At 68.5% G+C, this 21,771-nt stretch carries 17 protein-coding genes and 1 pseudogene; 13 read left to right on the forward strand and 5 right to left on the reverse strand.

Translation table 11 applies throughout. The features are described 5' to 3' along the window. The first annotated feature begins 22 nt into the window (after positions 1–22). Entirely contained in the window at positions 23–1,000 is a 978-nt protein-coding gene (locus tag ING98_12530; protein MCA3102694.1) for a tripartite tricarboxylate transporter substrate binding protein, read from the forward strand. Here the strand turns inward: ING98_12530 and ING98_12535 are convergent. Next, positions 969–1,478 (reverse strand): Lrp/AsnC family transcriptional regulator, encoded by a 510-nt coding sequence (locus tag ING98_12535; GenBank protein ID MCA3102695.1) that lies wholly within the window; start codon positions 1,476–1,478, stop codon positions 969–971. The two genes, ING98_12530 and ING98_12535, sit on opposite strands and share 32 nt — an antisense overlap. A gap of 164 nt (positions 1,479–1,642) precedes the next feature. Between ING98_12535 and mdeB the strand changes: the two genes are divergently transcribed. The 3 genes from mdeB (at position 1,643) to ING98_12550 (ending at position 6,320) form a co-directional block, all read left to right on the forward strand. Next, positions 1,643–4,276, forward strand: coding sequence for an alpha-ketoglutarate dehydrogenase (mdeB, locus tag ING98_12540; protein ID MCA3102696.1), 2,634 nt, complete (start codon positions 1,643–1,645; stop codon positions 4,274–4,276). A 153-nt stretch (positions 4,277–4,429) separates the two neighbouring features. Then, entirely contained in the window at positions 4,430–5,305 is an 876-nt protein-coding gene (locus ING98_12545) for a tripartite tricarboxylate transporter substrate binding protein (GenBank protein ID MCA3102697.1), read from the forward strand. A 28-nt stretch (positions 5,306–5,333) separates the two neighbouring features. Beyond that, the gene (locus tag ING98_12550; GenBank protein MCA3102698.1) at positions 5,334–6,320 is read left to right on the forward strand and encodes a fumarylacetoacetate hydrolase family protein; all 987 of its coding nucleotides are present in this window, start codon (positions 5,334–5,336) and stop codon (positions 6,318–6,320) included. Between the two features lie 8 nt (positions 6,321–6,328). On the opposite strand, the gene ING98_12555 is transcribed toward ING98_12550, so the two are convergent. Then, a complete protein-coding gene (locus ING98_12555) occupies positions 6,329–7,030 on the reverse strand; it encodes a hypothetical protein (GenBank protein MCA3102699.1) in 702 nt (233 codons plus the stop codon). A 240-nt stretch (positions 7,031–7,270) separates the two neighbouring features. Here ING98_12555 and ING98_12560 point away from each other — a divergent pair, with 240 nt between their 5' ends. Next, positions 7,271–8,272 (forward strand): serine protease, encoded by a 1,002-nt coding sequence (locus ING98_12560; GenBank protein ID MCA3102700.1) that lies wholly within the window; start codon positions 7,271–7,273, stop codon positions 8,270–8,272. 52 nt (positions 8,273–8,324) lie between these two features. Continuing rightward, positions 8,325–10,649 (forward strand): anion permease, encoded by a 2,325-nt coding sequence (locus ING98_12565; protein ID MCA3102701.1) that lies wholly within the window; start codon positions 8,325–8,327, stop codon positions 10,647–10,649. Between the two features lie 94 nt (positions 10,650–10,743). On the opposite strand, the gene ING98_12570 is transcribed toward ING98_12565, so the two are convergent. Continuing rightward, complete coding sequence (locus ING98_12570; protein MCA3102702.1) at positions 10,744–11,436, reverse strand: hypothetical protein; 693 nt, start codon at positions 11,434–11,436, stop codon at positions 10,744–10,746. Between the two features lie 281 nt (positions 11,437–11,717). On the opposite strand from ING98_12570, the gene ING98_12575 reads away from it, so the two are divergent. From ING98_12575 to ING98_12595, 5 genes and pseudogenes are all read left to right on the forward strand, one after another. Beyond that, positions 11,718–13,226 carry a CoA-acylating methylmalonate-semialdehyde dehydrogenase gene (locus ING98_12575; protein ID MCA3102703.1) on the forward strand — a complete coding sequence of 503 codons (1,509 nt, stop codon included), beginning with the start codon at positions 11,718–11,720 and terminating at the stop codon, positions 13,224–13,226. A gap of 143 nt (positions 13,227–13,369) precedes the next feature. Further along, complete coding sequence (locus tag ING98_12580; GenBank protein ID MCA3102704.1) at positions 13,370–13,771, forward strand: universal stress protein; 402 nt, start codon at positions 13,370–13,372, stop codon at positions 13,769–13,771. A gap of 106 nt (positions 13,772–13,877) precedes the next feature. Next, positions 13,878–14,306 (forward strand): universal stress protein, encoded by a 429-nt coding sequence (locus ING98_12585; GenBank protein MCA3102705.1) that lies wholly within the window; start codon positions 13,878–13,880, stop codon positions 14,304–14,306. A 21-nt stretch (positions 14,307–14,327) separates the two neighbouring features. Further along, complete coding sequence (locus tag ING98_12590; GenBank protein MCA3102706.1) at positions 14,328–15,068, forward strand: UPF0149 family protein; 741 nt, start codon at positions 14,328–14,330, stop codon at positions 15,066–15,068. 81 nt (positions 15,069–15,149) lie between these two features. Further along, a pseudogene (locus tag ING98_12595) lies at positions 15,150–16,355 on the forward strand (citrate transporter). Positions 16,356–16,460: 105 nt separating this feature from the next. Here the strand turns inward: ING98_12595 and ING98_12600 are convergent. Further along, positions 16,461–18,182: a flagellinolysin gene (locus ING98_12600; protein MCA3102707.1), complete on the reverse strand. Its 1,722-nt coding sequence runs from the start codon at positions 18,180–18,182 to the stop codon at positions 16,461–16,463. A gap of 213 nt (positions 18,183–18,395) precedes the next feature. On the opposite strand from ING98_12600, the gene ING98_12605 reads away from it, so the two are divergent. Next, the gene (locus ING98_12605) at positions 18,396–19,373 is read left to right on the forward strand and encodes a D-glycerate dehydrogenase (protein MCA3102708.1); all 978 of its coding nucleotides are present in this window, start codon (positions 18,396–18,398) and stop codon (positions 19,371–19,373) included. A 21-nt stretch (positions 19,374–19,394) separates the two neighbouring features. After that, positions 19,395–20,495, forward strand: a complete 1,101-nt coding sequence (locus tag ING98_12610) for a twin-arginine translocation signal domain-containing protein (GenBank protein MCA3102709.1) — start codon at positions 19,395–19,397, stop codon at positions 20,493–20,495. Positions 20,496–20,502: 7 nt separating this feature from the next. Here the strand turns inward: ING98_12610 and ING98_12615 are convergent, their stop codons facing one another. After that, on the reverse strand, positions 20,503–21,765 hold the full coding sequence (locus ING98_12615; GenBank protein MCA3102710.1) for a hypothetical protein: 1,263 nt from the start codon (positions 21,763–21,765) through the stop codon (positions 20,503–20,505). Positions 21,766–21,771 lie beyond the last annotated feature (6 nt).

Below are 21,771 nucleotides of genomic sequence, written 5' to 3' on the forward strand. Positions count from 1 at the left end.
CCGTGCCCCAGGAGTGGACCACATGATCGACCGCATGACCGCCGTGCGCACCACCTGCGCGACCCTGCTTCTGCTCATCGCTGCCGCGACCGTACAGGCGCAGACGTTCCCGAGCCGGCCGATCCGGCTGGTCGTGCCTTTCGCGCCAGGCGGTGGCACCGACATCATCGGCCGCCAGTTCGCGGCGCGCCTCGGCGATGCGCTCGGCCAGCCGGTCGCGGTCGACAACCGGGCCGGCGCTGGCGGCAACGTGGGTGCCGAGATCGCGGCGAAAGCGCCGGCCGACGGCCACACGATCATGATCACCACCAACTCGATCGCGGTGAACGTCTCGTTGTACCCGAAGCTGAACTACAACCTGTTTACCGATTTCCAGCAGGTCGCCTTCCTCGCCAGCGCCCCGCTGACCCTGGTCACCCATCCGCTGGTGCCGGCAAAGTCGGTGAAGGACGTCATCGCGCTGTCGCAGAAGCGCAGCGGCGGCCTGAATTTCGGATCGAACGGCACGGGTACCACCAGCCATCTGTCCGGTGAGTTGTTCAAGCTCTCGGGCAAGGCCGTCCTCACCCACATTCCCTACAAGGGCGCGGGCGGGGTGATCGCGGCACTGATCGGCGGCGAGGTCGACATGGGCTTCGTCGCCAGCATCAGCGCGCTGCCGCACATCCGTTCCGGCAAGCTGCGCGTGCATGCGGTGACCACCGCACGCCCGGCTGCCGCGCTGCCGGGCGTGCCGCCGATGGCGAACTTCGTGCCGGGTTTCGATACCGACATCTGGTACGGCGCATGGCTGCCGGCCGGCGTGCAGAAGCCGGTGCTCGATCGCTGGGTCGAAGAAATGCGCAAGGTGCATGCGCATCCCGACATACGCGCCGCGTTCGAGCGCGATGGGGCGGAAGGTATCTTCCTGCCACCGGCCGAGTTCGCGGTCTTCCTCAGGAAGGAAGTGGCGAAGTACGCTGAACTGGTCAAGCGCTCCGGCGCGCGCGCGTCCGACTGACCGTCGGCGGCTGCAGCGGCAGCGCGGTCTCGTATTTCACCTGCTTGAGCGCAAAGCTCGACTTGATGTTGCCCACGCCGGGCATGCGCGACAGCACGTCGACGATGAACCGCTCGAGTGCCCGCACGTCGGGCACGACCACGCGCAGCAGGTAGTCGGCGTCCCCGGTCATCAGATAGCACTCCATCACCTCGGGACGTTCGCGCACCGCCTTCTCGAAGCGGTCGAGTACCGGCTCGACCTGCTTGTCGAGCGCGACCTGGATGAACACGGTGACATCGAGCCCGACCGCCAACGGATCGAGCAGGGTGACGTGGCGAGCGATGACTCCGGAGGCTTCCAGCGCGCGTACCCGGGCAAGGCACGGCGAGGGCGACAGGTTGACCGCCTGTGCGAGGTCCACGTTGGAGATCCTGGCATCGCGCTGCAGTCGGTCGAGGATGCGCAGGTCTTTGGTGTCCAGCGATGTTGGCAGCATGAAAACTCTGTTTCGATAGTTAATGCGGCATGATATGCCGACAGAGGCGGTCCGTGCGATTGGCTTCGGCAGCCCGTGCCGGTGGCGTCCCGATACCATCGGTGCAACCGGCGATCCACGGCCGGTACCTGACGAGGAGGGCGCGCCAGCGCGCGTTGCACACCATGGACGAGAGCATCCCGAACCCCGCTGAAGACAGTCCGGGCCTTCCCGCCGCCCGGGCATTCCTCCGCGTCGCGCCACCCGACGAGGATCCGGAAGAGACCCGCGAGTGGCTGGAGGCGTTCGAACAGACGATCGCGCGCGAAGGCCCCGAGCGCGCGACCTTCCTGCTGCGCCGGCTGTTCGACCTGGCGCGATCGAAGCGCGTGCCGCTGCCGCCGGTGCTGAACACGCCTTACCGCAACTCGATCCCGCTGGAGGCGCAACCGCAGTATCCCGGCGACCTCGACATCGAGAACCGGCTGTCGGCGATCATCCGCTGGAATGCGCTGGCGATGGTCGTGCGCGCCAACCGTGCGCATCCGGAGCTCGGTGGCCACATCGCCAGCTATGCGTCGGCCGCAGACCTGTTCGAAGTCGGCTTCAACCATTTCTTCCGTGGCGGGCAGGACGGCGACCTGGTGTACTTCCAGCCGCACTCGTCGACGGGCGTGTATTCGCGCGCCTTCCTCGAGGGCCGCATCGACGAGGACCAGCTCGACCACTACCGGCGCGAGACCGGTGGCCGCGGCCTGCCGTCGTATCCCCATCCATGGCTGATGCCATCGTTCTGGCAGTTCGCCTGTGCATCGATGGGGCTGGGACCGATCAACGCGATCTACCAGGCGCGTTTCCTGCGCTACCTGGAGCATCGCGGGCTGCTCGAGACGCGCGGCCGTCGCGTCTGGGCGTTCGTCGGCGACGGCGAGATGGACGAGCCGGAATCGCTGGCCGGGCTGTCGCTGGCCGGGCGCGAAGGACTCGACAACCTCGTGTTCGTCGTCAACTGCAACCTGCAGCGGCTGGACGGTCCGGTGCGCGGCAACGGCTCGATCATCCAGGAACTGGAGGGTCTGTTCGCGGGTGCCGGCTGGAACGTGGTCAAGCTGCTCTGGGGATCGGACTGGGACCCGCTGTTCGCGCGCGACCATGAAGGAATCCTGCTGCGCAGGCTGCACGAGACGGTCGATGGAGAGTTCCAGAAGTACGCGGCAACCGATGGCGCGTTCAACCGCGAGAACTTCTTCAACCGCTATCCCGAGCTTCGGCAGCTGGTTGCCCACCTGACCGATGCCGACATCGACCGGCTGCGTCGTGGTGGGCACGACCCGGTGAAGATCCACGCGGCCTACCACGCGGCGGTACGCCACCGCGGCCAGCCGACCGTGATCCTCGCGCAGACCAAGAAGGGCTACGGCATGGGCCACTGGGGGCAGGGCCGCATGGGTACCCACCAGCAGAAGAAGCTCGACGAGGAAGCGCTGCTCGCGTTCCGCGACCGCTTCGCGCTGCCGCTGTCGAAGGACGATGTCGCGCAGCTGCGTTTCCACCGGCCGGACGCGGACAGCCCCGAGATGCGCTACCTGCACCAGCGGCGCGCCGCGCTGGGCGGTTACCTGCCCCGGCGCAGCACCGAGGTGCCGGCGCTGCCGGTGCCGCCGCTGCCCGCGTTCGCGCGGCTGCTCGAGGGCTCGGGCGCGCGCGAGCAGTCGACGACGATGGTGTTCGTGCAGATGCTCGGCCAGCTGCTCAAGGATCCGGCGCTCGGCCCGCGCATCGTGCCGATCGTCGCCGACGAGGCGCGTACCTTCGGCATGCAGGCGCTGTTCCGGCAGGTGGCGATCTACTCGGCCGTCGGCCAGCTGTACGAACCGGAGGACCGCGACGAACTCGTCTACTACAAGGAGGCGCGCGAAGGGCAGATCCTGGAGGAGGGCATCAGCGAGGCGGGGGCGATATCGTCCTGGCTGGCGGCGGCCACCAGCTATTCGACGCACGGCCTGCCGATGCTGCCGTTCTACACCTTCTATTCGATCTTCGGTTTCCAGCGCATCGGCGACCTGATCTGGGCGGCGGCCGACATGCGCTCGCGCGGCTTCCTGATCGGTGCCACGGCCGGCCGCACCACGCTGTCGGGCGAGGGCCTGCAGCACCAGGACGGGACCAGCCACCTGATCGCGTCGACCTACCCGAACTGCGTGGCCTACGACCCGTGCTGGGGCTACGAGGTCGCCGTGATCGTGCACGACGGCATGCGCCGGATGCTCGAGGCGCGCGAAGACGTCTTCTACTACGTCACCGTGATGAACGAGAACTACCCGCAGCCGCCGATGCCGGCCGATGCGACGGAAGGCATCCTGCGCGGCATGCACCGGGTTCGCCCGGGCAATGCGGCGCCTGGCGCCCGGCCGGTACGGCTGCTCGGCAGCGGAACCATCCTGCGTGAAGTGCTGGCCGCAGCCGAAGTGCTCGAGGCAACCCACGGCGTCGATGCGGAAGTCTGGAGCGTGACCAGTTTCACCGAACTGCGGCGCGACGGGCTCGATTGCGATGCGTGGAACCTGCACAACCCGCACGCGCCGCGCACGCCATGGATCACCGCTGCGCTCGGCGCCGGCAGTGGTCCGGTGGTGGCCGCGACCGACTATGTGCGCGCGCTGCCGGACCTCGTGCGCGGCTGGGTACCGGCGCCGTATGTCACGCTCGGTACCGACGGATTCGGCCGCAGCGACACCCGGCAGGCGCTGCGGGCGTTTTTCGGCGTGGATGCGACGTCGATCGTGCAGGCGACCCTGGCCGCGCTGCGCACGGCATAATCGGCGCCCCGGCCGTTCGATCTTCCAGGAGGAGCGCCCATCGTGAGTCAGAGCTTTGTCACCGCTGCGGTCGCAGCCATCGCTGCGGCAGGTCTTGTTGCCGGTACCGCCAGTGCGCAGGCGCCGGCCGCCTGGCCCAGCCGTCCGATCACCATGGTCGTACCGTTCGCGCCCGGCGGCATCGCCGACATCACCGGGCGCCCGCTGGCGCAGGCGATGACCCGCACGCTCGGCCAGCCGATCGTCATCGAGAACCGGCCCGGCGCGGGCGGCGGCGTCGGCATGGTGCACGTGGCGCGCCAGAAGCCCGATGGCTACACGCTGCTGATGGCGCTGTCGAGCATCGTCACCATCCCGGAAGCCGACCGCGTCAACGGGCGCGCGCCGAGCTACCAGATGAAGGAATTCACGCCGGTGGCGCTGGTGTCGGCCGATCCGACCGTGCTGATCGTGCGCGCCGACAGCCCGTGGAAGACGGTGGCCGACCTGATGAAGGACGCGCGCAGCCGTCCGGGCAAGATCACATATTCATCGTCGGGTATCTACGGCACGCTGCATGTCGCGGTCGAGATGCTGGCGCAGTCGGCGGGTGCGCAACTGCTGCACGTGCCGTTCGGCGGTGGCGGCCCCGCGATGAGCGCCCTGCTCGGCGGCCAGGTCGAGGTGACCGCGCAGGCGCCCGGGGTCGCCAGCCCGCATGTGAAGGCGGGCAAGGTGCGCCTGCTCGGCTCATGGGGCGGGCAGCGGCTCAAGGCCTTCCCCGACCTGCCCACGATGCGCGAGGCCGGTTACGAGGCGGAGTTCTACATCTGGTCCGGCGTGTTCGCGCCGGCCGGTCTGCCTGCCGAGGTGCTGGCGCGCGTGCGCGGCTCGGTGAAGGAGGCGGTCGCCGACGCCGGCTTCATCAAGGCGATGTCGGCGATGGAGACGCCGATCATGCACCTGCAGGGTGCCGAGTTCGACGATTTCCTGCAACGCGATTCGAAGCGGCTGGCCGACGTGATCCGCCGCATGGGCAAGCTGGAATGAACCGGCCGCCGCTCGACGAGGCAACGACGTGAAAGTACTGACTTACCTGGAAGACGGGCGCGAGCGCCTGGGTTTCGTCAACGGCGCCGGCATGGTCGATGCGCTGCGTGCGCTCGAGGCGCATGCGGCCGGCGGCAGGGCGGTACCGCCCGAGGGCGCAGCCTGGTTCGCCAACTGCCTGGCGTTCATCGGTGCCGGCGAGCCGGCGCGTGCGCTGGCCGCATCGCTGCTGTCGATGGCTCCGGCCGCTGCGATCCGCGCGCTGAAGACCGTGCGCCTGGCGGCGCCACTGCGACCGTCGACCATCCTGTGCAGCGGCAGCAACTACCACGACCACAACCGTGAGAAGGCGGCTGCGCCCATTTCCGGCAAGGAACCGGAGTTCTTCCTGAAGACGGCCGATTGCGTGGTCGGCCCCGAGGCGAACATCGTGTACGACGAGCGACTCACGAAGAAGCTCGACTGCGAGACCGAACTGGCGGTAGTGATCGGCAGGCCGGGACGGCACATCCCTGTGGAGCGCGCGCTCGAACACGTGTTCGGCTACACCATCGTCAACGACGTGACCGCGCGCGACCGGCAGGTGCGGCGCAAGCCCGACGGCAGCACCTGGTACGAACTGGGCCGCGGCAAGGTGTTCGACAGCGCGGCGCCGCTCGGTCCGTGGATCACCACGGCCGACGAGATTCCCGACCCGCAGGCGCTGCGCCTGCGCACCCGTATCAACGGCGAGTTGCGCCAGTCGGCGTCGACCGGCAACATGATCTGGTCGTGCGCCGAGCTGATCCATTTCTTCTCGACCAATCTCACGCTGCAGCCGGGCATGGTGATCATCACCGGCACGCCTGGCGGCACGGCGTGGTCGACCGATGCGGAACTCGGCGGCCAGTGGATCGGCGCGGCCGATGGCGAGGAGACGCTGGTCCCTGCGAAGGGCTACTGCCAGCCTGGCGATGTCGTCGAGTGCGAACTCGAGCGCATCGGTGTGCTGCGCAACACCGTCGCGCGCGCCTGACCCCGGTTTCACTCCGGATATTCGATGATGGCGTTGCCGCTGCGTTCGAGCCTGTCGCGCGGACGCAGCCAGCGGCGCTGGCCCGGCGGCAGCAGCCGGGTGTGTTTCAGCCTGCCGAGGCGATCGACGATCTCCCAGCAATGGTCCGGGCTGGTGATCCACAGGGCAGGATCCACCCGTGACAGGTCGAGCGGCACCGAGACGCTGCGCAGCGTCTTGGTGCCTTCGGCATCCACGTATTCGTGGAAGTACGACATCGCCAGTTCGCGCAGGGAGCGGTAGACCGGATCGCGCCATCGGTACCAGAGGTGGTTGCTCTTCGACAACGCGCCCCAGCAGCCGTTGCGGCGGAACACGGCGACCACGTGGTCGTAGTCGTGGCCCTCGGCGTGCAGGTCGAGCAACAGCGGCGGCTCGCCGTTGAGCCACAGGCAGCAGGCCGCTACGAAGGCTGCCTCGATGCAGTGCGCATGCTTCTCGCGCAGCACCGACCGCACCGACAGCACGGTATCGCCATTCACCTCGTGGTTGCAGGACAGCCGGTCGGTGATGAAGTCCTGGATCTTCGCGGGGGTGGTGAGGGGGAGCAGGCGGGCCAGTTCGCGCGCGCTCAGCAGCGAGCGATCGAACTCGCGACCTGCCTTCGGTGCGGGACTGGAGCGGGTGCGGGTCTGGCGGGGCTGGCGGGGCTGGCTGGAAGGTGGTGGCACTCGGATTCCTGTCGGGCAAGGGCGCGGCCGGCGTGATGCAGCCCGCCAGCGGTCGGCTGCGGTGCAACGACGACGGTAGCACGCGCGGCAGCGATGACACCGGCCAGGCGCGCATGCGGACCCGCGGAGCGGTACAGTAGGGGCGTGTCGGATCCATCCAAATCGCCGGATCCGGGCGATCCACCAGGATCGTACCGGCCAGCTATCCCCGCCCCGCCGCTGCCGGACAGCGTCCCGCTCGTGCTCGCGAGCCTTGCCGCGTGGCGGGCGGTGAACGACCCGGCGTCGACCCGCGCGCTCCCCGACGCGGTGCTGGATGCGGTGGTGAAGCTGAGCGTGCGCACGATCGAGGACGCGCGCACCGGGCAGACCCTGGGCACCGAACGCGAGGGGACCGGGATCGTGATCCGCGCCGATGACGTGCCCGGGGAGGATGCCCGGGCCGGTACGCTGATCCTGACCATCGGCTATCTGGTGATCGAGGCAGGGTCGGTGCTGGTGATCACCCGCGACAACCGTGTGCTCTCGGCCAGCGTGATCGCATTCGACCATGCGACCGGTTTCGGGCTGTTGCGTGCCAGCGGCAGGGTCACCGACCATCCGCTGGTGCTGGGCGATTCCTCGTCGGTGCGCGAGATGCAGCCGCGCTACTTCGTCGCGCAGGAGGGCGCCGGGGGCGCGAGCGCCGCGGCAGTCGTGTCGCGCCGGCCATTCGTCGGCTACTGGGAGTACATGCTGGGTGAAGCGCTGTTCACCGTCCCGGGGCGTTCGGAGCACAGTGGCGCCGCGCTGGTCGATGCCGAGGGTCGGTTGCTGGGCGTCGCCTCGCTGTGGGTCGGCGATGCGCTCGACCAGGGCAGCGCCCTGCCCGGCAACATGTTCGTGCCGACAGATCTGCTGCGGCCGCTGTTGCCCCACCTGATCGCGCATGGCCGCGGCCCCGAGCCGGCACGCCCCTGGCTTGGCGTCTACACGGCCCAGGACGACAGCAAGGTGGTCGTGGCGCACGTGATGGACCAGTCTCCGGCGCAGCGTGTGGGTATCCGCGAGGGCGACGTGATCATCGCGGTGGCTGCCGATCCGGTGGCCACGCCGCGCGAATTCTACGAAAGGCTCTGGGCCGCCGGTGCCGCCGGCACCCGGATCCGGCTGCGGGTACTGCGCGGTCGGCTGGTGCTCGATGCGCTGGTCAATTCGATCGACCGGGTCGAGTTCTTCCATCCCTGGAAGGTCCGGCCATGAGGCGCGGGCAGGGGCCTGATGTGCGCGGTCCGCGCTGCCGCCGGACGCAGCGGTGAGCGAGGGCCAGGAGTCGCTTGCCGCGGCGCAGGCACTGGCTGCGGTGCCCATGTTCGCCGGGCTTGACCCAGTCGACCTCGCGAAGCTCGCGGGCGTGCTCGAGGAGCGCTGGTTCGATGCCGGATCGCTCGTGTTCGAGGCCGGCGGCGAAGGCGACGGTCTCTACATCATGCGCGAGGGCGTCGCGGAGCGGCGCGTGTCGGGGTCCGCGATCGACCGCATCGAACCCTACGAGAGCTTCGGGCAACTGTCCTTGCTTACCGACGAGCCGCGCTCGGCGAGCGTGGTCTCGGTGACCGCAGTACGAGTCTGGATGCTGCCCCGGGTCCGGTTCGATGCGCTGCTGCGCGGCGAACCGGACCTGATGCTGCACCTGAGCGCCGCGATCGGGCTCGACCTTGCCCGTACTCGGCGCGCGCTCGGCGAACTGCAGCGGGAAGTCGATACCTGGGTGGCCGGACGCCTGCGAGAGCTCGATGCCGGTCAGCGCGACCTCGTCGAGGCGGCAGCCCTGTTCGAACGCGCGCCGCTGGCGGTGCTGGCACGGCTGGCCGAGGTCGACGAGGACAGGGCGCGGATCAGGCTGGCGGCGCTCGCGCGCCAGTCGCCCCTGCTGCGCGACGAGCCGGACGGCTACCGCGTGCCGGTTGCGATCGCCCGCTCGCTGCAACGCGGGCTGCAGGCCGAGCACCGCCATACCGCGCTCGCGGCGCGCATCTGCGCGATTGCAGTCGAGCTCGAGCATCTGGGCCAGCGCAACCCTGCAGCTGCCGCATATCGCGCGGCCGGCGCCGACAGCGATGCATTGCGCCTGAGCGCGCGCGGTACGCCTGCGGCGACGGCGCCGGACGGGCGGGAAGCTGCCCTGTCCGAGGTGGCATCGACAAGCGATGCCGAACCGTCCGCGGCCGCGCCGGCGCGCCGGCCTCTGCCGCTGCGCAGGCTCGCGGGACTGGCGTTGGCCCTGCTGCCGCTGTCGCTGTGGACGATGACGCCGCCGGAGGGTCTCGGCCCGGCGGGCTGGCAGGCCCTCCTGACCGTCGTCGCAGCGGCCATCCTGTTCGCCACCGAGGCGTTGGCCGAAGAGGTGATCGCGCTGGCGCTGATCGCCTCTTGGGTAGTCACCGGCCTGGTCGCGCCACGCGTCGCGCTGGACGGTTTCGCCAGCCAACCCTGGGTGCTGGTGCTGTCTGTGCTTGCGGTCGGTGTCGCCGTGGGCAACACCGGGCTGATGTACCGGGTCGCACTGGCGGCACTCGGCCGCAAGCCGGCCGGCTTCGCCAGCCGTTGCATCACGCTCGGGCTGGTCGGCACCGCCGTGACGCCGACGCTGCCCAATGCGACCAGCCGCACGGCGCTGGCTGCGCCGATGGTGCGCGAGATCGCCGAGGCGCTCGGCTTCGAACCCGGCGGTCGTGCGGCGACCGGGCTTGCGCTGGCGGCACTGATCGGCTTCGGACAGATGGCCGGCCTGTTCCTGACCGGCTCTTCGGTCGGCCTGCTGGTGCACGGCCTGCTGCCCGACGAGGTCCGGAGCCAGTTCGGGTTCGCCGGCTGGTTCGTCGCGGCCTTGCCGTTGCACCTGCTGCTGTTCGCCGGGGGGGTGTCCGCAGTGGTGTGGCTTTACCGGCCGACGGCCGCGGCTGCGAACCCCGGGGACCGGCTCGCGCTGCAGCGTGCGGTACTGGGGCCGATGCGTGCGGACGAGAAGCTCTGCCTCGCGGTGCTCATCGGCCTGATCGCCGGCTTCCTGACCGAGCCGTGGCACGGCATCAACGGCGCATGGCTCGGCGTCGGTGCGCTGGTCGTGCTGGCGCTCGGCCGTGCGCTCGACACGACGATGGTGCGTACCGGCGTGAACTGGCCGTTCCTGCTGTTCTTCGGCGCGATCTCCAGCCTGGCGACCGTGTTCACCACGCTCGGTATCGGTACCTGGCTGGGTGCGCGGCTTGCCGCAGTCATCCAGTCGATGGCCCTGGGCAGCCTGTCGTTCTGCCTGGTCCTGGCGCTGGTCGGCTTCGGCCTGTCGTTCATCGTGCGCTGGCAGGCCGCTGCGCCCCTGCTGACGCTGGTCGCACTGCCGGCGGCCGGCGCGGCGCAGGTACATCCGTTCCTGGTTGCACTGGTGGCGCTGGTATCGACGCAGGTGTGGTTCCTGCCTTACCAGAGTACGGTCTACCTGGCGCTCTACCACGGCTCCGGCGAGTGCTTCTCGCACCGGCATGCGCGTGCGCTGGCCTGGCTGTGGGGCCTGCTGGTGCTGCTGTCGATCGCGCTGTCGATGCCGGTATGGCGGCTGATGGGGCTCGTCGGCGCCTGATCCGCGCGGGGCTCGAGTCCCGGCCCGCACGACCGGCGCCGCGCTGGTACCGGGAGCAGTCGCCGAGGTCAGTCGCCGAGGTCAGTCGCCGAGGTCAGTCTCCGCCGCCGCCGTCGCCGCCACCGCCGTCGCCGCCACCGCCGTCGCCGAAGCCGTCGGTGCCCCCGTCCCATGCGGTATCGCGCAGATCGTCGGGCGTCCAGCTGCGCTCGCGCTCGAACGACCACTCGCCGCCGTCATCGCGGCGCAACGCGCGAAGCCTCGCCGCATCGTCAGCGAAGTAGTAATGGCCATGCTCGATCTTCAGTTTCGCATCCAGTGCGAACAAGAGCGGGATCCGCGTCGGTGCGCTCGGATCGAGGTTTTCTTCCCGGCAGGCATTCCACCAGCAGCGGCGCAGCCCGGCATTGGCCGCGGCTTCGACAGACAATGCCACCGGCGCGGTGACCGGAAGCACCCGTCCGAGGCTCTGGCGACAGTAGGACTCGTAGGCGGCGCCGCGTTGCGCGAACGCCGTCCAGAGTGCGCCGACCACGCGCGAAGGCATGGCCACGGGCTTTCGGCCGGCCTTCAGTTGCGCGAGGAAGAACTTGCGCAGCCCGCGCGCGACCAGTTGCCGGTCCTTCAGGCTCAGCGCCGGGAAGGGGCTGGACAGCGTATCCAGGAGGCCTGGCGGGAGCAGCGTCTCGCGGATGTAGGCTTCGCGCACGCTGAGGCGCCACAGGCCAAGCATCACCAGCAGCGCGATCGTCATGATGGCAACCAGTGCCAGCACGCCGACGCTCATCTGCGCACCTGGCATCGCCGTGCGTCGACGTCTGTGTCTCGGTATCCCGGCCTGCGCTGGCCCCGCATCGCGTCCGTCATGGTTGACTGGCTCCTTTCCGTTGGATTGTCGCTCATCGGCGCTTCCCCGCCCGGTTCGAGGGGCTCCGCGTCTGGGCGGGACCCTGTCGAGCGCGTGCGCCCGAAGCCCGCATCCAGTCCGATCGACGCCGGCGGTTATACTTTCGCCCTTGCTCCCGTGCCTGTCGCGGGGCCCCTTCCATGCACCGATCGAGCACGCCGATGAACGAACTCGTCACCTTCTGGATCAACGGCGCACGCCACGCCGCCCGCAGCGGCCGCAGCGGCGAGGTCACCAACCCGGCAACCGGCCAGGTCATCCGCAAGGTCGCTCTGGGCGATGCTGCCGATGTCGACGCGGCGGTGCGAGCGGCCAGCGCTGCCTTCTCCGACTGGAGCACTACCCCGCCGCTGCGCCGGGCACGGGTCATGGCGAAGTTCAAGGAACTGATCGAACTCAATCGCGATCGGCTGGCCAGGCTGATCACCGAAGAGCATGGCAAGACGCTGCCCGACGCCCAGGGCGAGGTACAGCGCGGCCTGGAGGTCGTGGAATTCGCGAGCGGCGTACCGCACCTGCAGAAGGGCGAGCATGCCGAGGACGTCGGGCGCGGCATCGATTGCCATTCGCGCATGCAGGCCATCGGCGTGTGCGCCGGCATCACGCCGTTCAATTTTCCCGTGATGGTGCCCTGCTGGATGTTCCCGGTGGCCATCGCCTGCGGCAATACCTTCGTCCTGAAGCCGTCCGAGAAGGACCCTTCGGCGAGCATGCTGCTGGCGGAACTGCTCAAGGAGGCCGGCCTGCCGGACGGCGTCTTCAACGTCGTGCACGGCGACAAGGTGGCCGTCGATGCATTGCTGCAGCACCCGTCGGTGCGTGCGGTTTCGTTCGTCGGCTCGACCCCGATCGCGAAGTACGTCTACGAGACGGCGGCGCGTGGCGGCAAGCGTGTGCAGGCGCTGGGTGGCGCGAAGAACCACGCTGTCGTGATGCCTGACGCCGACATCGACTTCGCCGCCGATGCGATCGCCGGCGCGGGTTACGGTTCGGCCGGCGAGCGCTGCATGGCGATCTCGGCGGTGGTGGCGGTAGGCGGCATCGGCGACGAACTGGTCGCGAAGATCGCCAGGATCGGCGCCGGCTACAAGGTTGCGCCCGGCGATGTCGCGGGCGCCGACATGGGGCCGCTGGTGTCGAAGGCGCACCGCGACAAGGTGAAGGGCTATGTCGACAGCGGCGAGTCCGAGGGCGCGGCGCTGGTGCTCGACGGCCGCAGGCTTTCGGTGGACGGCCATGAGCAGGGTTATTTCCTAGGACCCACGCTGTTCGACCACGTCAGCCCCGAGATGTCGATCTATCGCGACGAGATCTTCGGGCCAGTGCTTTCGGTGGTGCGCGTCGATACGCTCGACGAAGCCATCGCACTGGTCAACCGCAACGAATTCGGCAACGGCACCGCGATCTTCACCGCATCCGGTGGCGCTGCGCGCAAGTTCCAGAACGAGATCGAAGTCGGCATGGTCGGCGTCAACGTGCCGATCCCGGTGCCGATGGCATTCTTCTCGTTCGGTGGCTGGAAGCAGTCCCTGTTCGGCGACCTGCATGTGCATGGCATGGAAGGCATCTGCTTCTATACCCGTACCAAGGTGATCACCGAACGCTGGCCGTCGGCGGCGGTAGCGGCCCCGGTGGCGGGCCGCTCGACCGTGATGCCGACGCATGGCTGACCGCGCGACACCGGAATCTGCATCGATCTTGATCGTCGTCAATATTCCGTAAGGAAAGGCGGCAGTACAGTCAGGCATCTGAACCGTGGCCGACGCCCGGTCGCAAGGGTGCGACCGGGGAACGCCACACGAAGGAGGATGCGATGTCGATCAAGGTGCTTCTGGCAGTCGATGGTTCCGAAACGTCCGATCGGGCGACCGACCGGGTGATCGCCCTGCATCGGGCCGGGGCGCCGTTCGAGGTGACGGTGATCCAGGTGCAGCCCTTCATGAGCATCGAGGCGCAGGCGATGCACCTGCAGTCCTACGGCGAAGCATCCATGAAATCCGCTCGCGCTCGCCTCGACGCAGCTGGCATTCCCTGCCAGACCCATATCGCGATGGGCCCTGCGGGCGTTAGAATCAGCGAGTTCGCCGATGCCGGAGGCTTCGAACTGGTGGTGCTGGGTACCAAGGGCCTTGGCTGGGTGAACACCGTGCTCATGGGTTCGGTCGCGAAGGCCGTGATCGAGTTGTGCAGCGTGCCCGTCGTGCTGGTTCGCTGACTGGTGCCGGAAGATCCGGCCAGTAGCGGGGTCTCGTATCGGCAGGTGCCTGCCGGTCCGCAGTGTTCTGGTGCCGCCGGGTCTCGCCCGGCAACAGGAGATGGAAATGAACAAGGTACTGTTGGCTGTCGACGGATCCGAATGCTCGGACCGCGCCGTAAGCTGGGTGATCGGTGTCGTCCAGGCAATGAACAAACCGGCCGAGGTGCATGTGGTGACCGTCCAGCCGGCGATTCGCGACGGGTTGATCCGCAGCTTCGTCTCCAGCGATGCCATCGAGACCTACCAGCGCGAGGAGGGCGACAAGAGGCTCGCTTCCGCGCGCAAGCTCCTCGATGCAGCCGGTACCGCCTATGTGTCGCATATCCTGCTGGGTCCGATCGGGCCTGCCATCGGCGACTTCGCGGCCCAGAATGCCTGCGACGGTATCGTGATGGGTACCCGCGGCCTCGGCGGTGTCAGCGGGCTCGTACTCGGCTCGGTCGCCACCCAGGTGCTGCAGGTCGCCACCGTTCCGGTGACGCTGATCAAGTAACGACCGCTCCGTACCGAGCCGATGGCTGCCCGAAGGCCCCGCGTCGACCCGCTCACCGAGAGCGAACTCGACGAACTCGACCGCTTCCTGCTGTCCAGCGCCACGCCGGAAGATTCGATGGACCTCGAGGAACTCGACGGGTTCATCGCCGGGCTGGTCTGCAGTCCCATCGCGGCGGGGGCAAGCGAGTGGCTTTCGCTGATCTGGGGCGACACCGAGGACGGCCGGCGGCCGGTACGCTTCGGCTCCGCTGCACAGTGCCGGCGCATTCTCGAACTCCTCGACCGGCACTGGGCGACCATCGCCTGGACGCTGCATTCGGGCATGCCGACGATGCCCATCCTGTTCGAGTACAAGCCTGGCGCCGCATCCACGCCTGGCGAGCGTGCCCAGGAACTCGTTCCCGGCAGCACCTGGGCGATCGGTTTCATGCGTGCCGTCGGGTTGCATGCCGACGACTGGCAGGAAGCCTTCGACGATGATGACGCATCCGAGTCGCTGACGCCGATCGTCACCCTTGCTCATGCCGACGACCGCGAGATCGTCGAACAGCCGCTGTCGCCGCAGCAGATCGAGGCACTGATCGAGCAACTGCCCGACAGCACGCTCGAACTGCACCAGTTCTGGCACCAGCGCGGCACCGGTCCGGACGCCCGTGCGGCGGTGCGCAAGCCACCACGCCTGAAGCCTGCGGACCCCTGTCCCTGTTGCAGCGGGCGACGGTTCTCGCAGTGTTGCGGCGCCAGCGCTTCCCTCAACTAGCCTGGCGGGTGCCATGTGCCGTTTGTGGCCGTTTCCGGCCGGTGCCCGCTGCCGGCGTAATCGCCCTGATCGAGTGACACAGTGACCCAGACCTTGACCCTGCTCGGCATTCCGGTCGAGTTCCTCCTGTTTGCCTGCACGCTGCTGGGCGTCGCGCTGTTCCATGCCCACACGCTGAAGGTGGCATTGATCGGGCTTGCTGTGATCACCAGCTACAAGCTCGCGTATGTGGGTTTCCACCATGGCGCGGGACTGGCCGGGCTGGCGTCCCACCTCGGGCATGAATGGGTGCTCCTTGCGAACCTGATGATGCTGCTGGTCGGCTTTGCGGTGCTCGCACGCTTCTTCGATGCCAGCAGGGTCCCGGAAATGTTGCCGCGCTTCCTGCCGGACGACTGGAGGGGCGCATTCATGCTGCTGGTGCTGATCTTCGTGCTGTCCAGTTTCCTCGACAACATCGCGGCTGCGATCATTGGTGGCACCGTCGCGGCCAGCGTGTTCAAGGGGCGGGTACACATCGGCTACCTCGCTGCGATCGTCGCCGCGTCGAATGCCGGGGGTTCTGGCAGCGTGGTGGGCGACACCACGACGACCATGATGTGGATCGGCGGCGTGGATCCGCTCGATGTCGTGCATGCCTATGTCGCGGCGGTCGTCGCGTTGGTGGTGTGCGGCATTCCGGCCGCGCTGCAGCAGCATCGCCACCAGCCGATCACCGCCGACGTCGCACCGGGCGTGCGCATCGACTGGGTGCGGGTCGGTATCGTTGCTTTCATCCTGGCATCGGCCATCGCCGCCAATGTCTACGTGAACCTGAGGCATGCGGCGCTCGCCGACAGCTTCCCGTTCATCGGCGTCGCGGTGTTCGGCGCCATCCTGCTCAGTTCGCTGCTGCGTCGGCCCGACTGGGCTGTGGTGCCGGAGGCCGCGAAGGGTGCGCTGTTCCTGCTGTCGCTGGTGCTCTGTGCCTCGATGATGCCCGTCGAGCACCTGCCGGTGGCGAGCTGGCAGACGGCGCTCGGCCTGGGGTTCGTGTCCTCGGTGTTCGACAACATTCCGTTGACCAAGCTCGCGCTCGAGCAGGGTGGCTACGACTGGGGTTTCCTTGCGTTCGCGGTCGGCTACGGCGGCTCGATGCTCTGGTTCGGGTCGTCGGCCGGTATCGCGCTGTCCAACCAGTTCCCGCAGGCACGATCGGTCGGTGCGTGGCTGCGGCACGGTTGGCATGTGGCGCTGGGCTATGTCGTTGGGTTCTCCGTGATGCTGCTGGTGCTCGGCTGGCATCCGCACGAACCGCAGCGGCGCGGCGATGCGGCTGCTCCGGCGGTCGTGGCTGCGCCGTCCATCGATGCTGCGAGGATGCCGGCTGGCGCCTGAGCGGCGCCCCGGCCTTCAGCGCAGCAGCGACAGCGCGAGCTGCGGCACCGCATTCGCCTGCGCGAGCATCGATACCGCCGCCTGCTGCAGGATCTGCGCGCGGACCTGCTTCGCGGTTTCCTCGGCGAAGTCGGCGTCCATGATGCGCGACCGGCTCGCCGCGATATTCACCGCCCCCGACTTCAGGTTGGCGATCACGCTGTCCATCCGTGACAGCTGCGCGCCGATCTGGCCGCGCTGGCTGTTCAGGAAACCGAGCGCTTCATCGATGTGCACGATCGCCCGCCGCGCATCCTTCGCAAGGTCGACCTCGCCCAGGCCGAGTGCCTGCACGTTGACGGCGCCGATCCGCGCGTCGATGGTCTGGCCGCCTTCCTGCAGCGAAGACTGGGTGCCGACATGGAACGACAGGTCGCGCGTCGAGGTGCCGGTCGGGTTCGATTCGTCGTACTTGAGCCGGAACCCCTTCAGCGTGCTGTCGCCGTAGGACGTGCCGCTGATGTTGTCGATGATGCTGGCCGCGGTGAAGACTTTGCCATTGTCCGCATCCAGCCCGCCGATCGCGCCGGTATCGGCGTTGGTGAGGTTGATGTGGCTGTTGAAGAAGGCCGCGCCGTTGCCGGCGAACGCGGTCTCGAAGGCGGTACGCGTCGTGGGGCCGCCCGAGGCCGCGAAGAACTGGCTGAACGCGGCATCCATGGTCGCCCCGGGTCGCGACAGGAACTGCATGAAATCCTTGAGGCCGCCGCTCGCGCCGGCATCCTTCAGTGCCTGGTGCAGGTAACGCGTCGCGAGGTAGCCGGTCGAATAGCTCGCGGAGTTGCCGCCCCAGCTGGTGATCGGTGCCGCGGCGAGCAGCGCGCCGATGCCGCCGGCGGCCTGCACGTCGGCGGCCAGCCGCTCGTCCGCACCGTGGATGAACTCCGCTGCACCTTCGGTGAACCAGGTCGGGAGCGCCTGGAAATCATCCATCGACCGGTACATCACTGCATGCACCATCTCGTGCGCGATGATCCGGTCGTTGTAGAACGGCGCGTTGCCACCATCGGGCAGGTTGGGCGGCGTGAAATCGGCCATATCCACCTGCAGCTTCAGGCTGCTGCCCTTGACGCCCGGGCCGGGGGCCGCGAACGAACCGGCCACGCGGGCGGCGGTGCCGCTCGCGCCGTCGGTGAAGGTGGTCAGCTGTACCTGCAGTTCGGCGCCGTCGCCCTGGATGCCGAAGAATCTGCTGATCCGGCTCTCCGCCTCCTCGAGCCAGCCGAGCTTCAGCCCGTCCAGTACGGCGCGTATGCTGGCGTCGCCGCCGATGCCCTGCGTATCCTGCGAGAACACCTGGCTGCCATTGAAGGTGGTGGCGCGTGCGACGCGATCGATCTCCGCCATCAGCTGCGACACCTCGGCCTGCAGTGCGGCCCGGTCGCTGGTGTTGTTCGTGCCGTTCGCTGCCTGCACTGCGAGTTCCCTCGCGCGCTGCAGCGCGTCGACCACCGTGCCCATCGCTCCTTCCGCGGTCTGCAGCAGCGACACGCTGTCGTTCGCATTGCGTTCGGCGCGGTTCATCCCGCGCAGCTGAGCGGTCATGCGTGACCCCACCGCCAGCCCCGCTGCGTCATCGGCTGCGGTATTGATCCGCACCCCGGAGGACAGGCGCGACAGTGAACGCGACAGGTCGCTCGACGTACGGTCGAGCGATCGCTGGGCGTTCAGGGCCGCGGTGTTGGTGTAGATCTGCATGGTGCGTGCGGACGCGTACTCCGGCAGGGGAAGACGAGGCTCGTCAGCCAGTTAACGGCGTGGACCCCGGAAAATTGAGGGGGCAGCACGGGCGGTCTCGTATCGCCCCGCCCGGTACTGGGGGGGCACCCCCTGCAGCTGCCTGCCCTTGCCTGCAACACCGGCGTCCCGCTGCGATATAGTTCCGGCGGCCGCAACAGGGGGGATGGCGTGATGGCGTACAAGGTGGTGGTGACGCGCGAGGTGTTCGACGATGTACTCGAACGGCTTCGCGCCGGAGCGACGGTGGTCGACAACCCGTCCGACAGGCCGTTGTCCCCGGAAGAGCTGGCGGCGCGTGCGGCGGATGCCGATGCGCTCGTCTGTGCGCTGACCGACCGCATCGACGATGCACTGCTCGCCCGTTGCCCGAAGCTGAAGGTCGTGGCCAACATCGCGGTCGGCCACAACAACATCGACCTGGCGGCCTGTACTGCGCGCGGCGTGATGGCCACGAATACCCCCGGGGTTCTCGACGAGACCACTGCCGATTTCGCATGGGCGCTGATGCTCGGTGCGGCGCGCCGTGTCACCGAGGCCGAGCGGTACCTGCGCGAAGGCCGGTGGACGGGATGGCAGCTGAAGCAGTTGCTCGGAGTGGATGTGCACCATGCGACGCTCGGAATTATCGGCATGGGCCGAATCGGGCAGGCGATCGCACGGCGTGCGCAGGGCTTTTCGATGTCGGTCCTTTACTGCAACCGCAGTCGCCTCGACGCCGAGACCGAGCGCAGCCTGAACGCCCGCTGGGTGGCCCGCGACGAACTGCTGACCGCAGCGGATTTCGTCGTGCTGATGGTGCCGTATTCGCCAGCGACCCACCACCTGATCGGCGCGGCCGAGCTCGCTCGGATGAAGCCGACGGCGGTCCTGGTCAATACCGCCCGCGGCGGGGTGGTCGATGACCGCGCCCTGGTCGAGGCATTGCGCCGGCGGACGATCGCCGCGGCCGGCATCGACGTGTTCGAAGGCGAACCGGCTTTCGACCGTGACTTCCTCGCGCTCGACAACGTTGTGCTCGCACCGCACATCGCCAGTTCGTCCGCTGCCACGCGCCGCGGGATGGCGATGCTGGCTGCCCGCAATGCGCTGTGCGTTCTCTCCGGGGAGCGCCCGCCGAACCTGCTCAACCCCGATGCCTGGAAGTCCTGACAAGTCCACCTGGAGCCCACGATGAACACGACGCGCCGCAACTTCCTTGGCGTGCTGGCTGCCGGCGTCGCCGCCGTGGCACCGGCCCGCGCCCAGCATGCAGGCCACCACGGCGCTGCCGGGATGGACCCGATCCCGCATCACGACAGCCCGTACTCGCACCTGTTCGACCCGAAGATCCGCGACCTGCCAGCAGCGGCGGCCGAGGTGCGGTTCACCGCCAGTTCCGCACCGGCCTCCGCGCGGCAGGGCCGCTGGATCGCACGGGCCAGCCTGCCTATCCCTCGCAGCGAGATGGCATGGGCAACGGTCTGCCGCGGCCGGATGCACATCGTCGGCGGGTACGGGCTGCAGCGCGTCGACCGCAACTACCATCATGTGTACGACCCGAAGGCCGACCGCTGGGAGCAGGCGGCCGCGATTCCGTTCGGCGCGAACCATATCGGCGTGGCGACCATGGACGACCGCTACATCTTCGCGATCGGCGGATTCATCGAGCAGAACCGCGCGCCGCATTCGCAGTGCCATGTCTGGGATGCCAATACCAACGAATGGCGGACGATCCGTCCGCTGAATCGTCCTCGAGGGGCGATCGCTGTCGAAGTGCATGGCGGGCGGGTACATGCGATCGGTGGTCGCGATTCGCGATCGGTCGATTGGCACGACGTCTACGATCCAAAGGCCGATCGCTGGGACGGTGCATCGCCACTGCCGGCCCAGCGCGACCACATCGGACATATCGCCCACGAGGGCCGTATCCACTGCATTGGCGGTCGGATGGACACCTTCCACTTCAACACCGGCCTGCACCATGTGTACGACCCGAAGGCCGACCGCTGGAGTGAACGCGCGCCGCTGCCGACGCCACGCAGTGGCCACGGGGTCGGGCTGATCGGTGGTCGCCTGCACGTGGTCGGCGGCGAGGGTACGCGCCGGGTGTTCGGCCAGAACGAGAGCTACGACTTCCGTGGCGATCGCTGGGAGGCGCATGCGCCCATGCCGACGCCCCGGCATGGCCTGGGTGCAGTGGCCATCGGCGACACGCTGTACGTCGCCGGTGGCGGTCCGATCGTCGGCGGATCGATCCAGTCGTCGATCCACGAAGCGTTCATCCTCGGCTAGCCGTTGTTCAGCGTGCGTCGAGCAACCGGGCTACGACCTCAAGTGCGGTTGCCTCGGCCGCCCTGATCCGGTCGAGCAGCGCAGCCGGGTCGTCGGCCATGGATTCCGCCGCTGCTGTCTCGACCGGCGCACGCTCAGCGGACGCGCCTGTGATGGCCGCACGACTGCCTGGCGCTGGCGGGCGCGTGGCGGGCTTCTGGGGCGGGCGGGCCTTCGCGTCGACCGGGTTGCGTCCGGCCGGTGCCGCACGCGGCAGGGGCGATGGCCGCTGTCGCGGGCCGGAATTCGTCGCCGGCTCGACGCGTGCCGGCCCGGCATCGATGGCGGTCTCGGCGGCCAGTGCGGACGCTGCCACGATGCGTGCATCGACCTGCTGGAACAGCGCGACCAGCCGTCCCAGGTCGGAGCCGACGCGCTCGAACGCCCGCTCGATGGCCGGGTAATGGCGAGCGTAGGTCATGCGGTTCGCCAGCACGATGTTGTTGAGGCTGCCGGCCGGTGAGTCTGTCGCCGCTTCCGCCCTGGACAGCAGCACCGCGCGTGCGCGCAGCAGGCCGGCCTGGTCGATTTCACCGCGGGCATGCCGTTCATGGAGCGCTGCGACCTGCTGGTAGTGATACAGGTTGAGCGGGATCCGGCCTGCATTGCGCAGCGCGTAGTCGCGGATGGCACGCCGCTCCGCGGCGCTCCAGGGCCCTGGCTGTGCCGCTATCTCCGTCATGGCCCGGTAGCTGATGAGTTCGCACAACGGTTCCTCGATACCGTAGGGTAGCGTGAACTGGTCGTGGCAGTCCTCGTGAACGACCAGGTAGATCATTCGCGGCACGCCGCTGGCGATCATCGACGGCGTCACCGGCGACGCGACTTCGCCGACCGCTTCCGACATGCCATGGTAGGACTCCATGGATGGGGGGATGTCGCGACATTGCGCCGGCGTGGCCACGTCCAGCCATTCGATCGCCGGGTCTTCGTACGAGTAGGGCAGCACCAGCTTCGAGGCGCGACCGCAGTACGGGAAACCGGGCAGGTCCGCGCTCGCATGCGTGAAGTTGGCGGTCGGGACGAAGCCGATGCGGTAGGTGAAGGCCTTTGCCTGTGCGATCGTCTCCTGCCAGGACGTCTCCTGTTCGATCCGCCGACTGTCGTCTGCGCTGTCGCGTTGCGCGCAACCGACCACCGCCAGCAGGACCATCGTCAGCAGCGTGCGCAGCGCCCGCCAGGCGGGTACTCCGGCGCTGCCGTTTCCACTGCCTCGCGATCGGAATGTCATGGGTGC

The sequence above is a fragment of the Rhodocyclaceae bacterium genome (assembly GCA_020248265.1).
Classification (GTDB): Bacteria; Pseudomonadota; Gammaproteobacteria; order Burkholderiales; family CAIKXV01; genus CAIKXV01.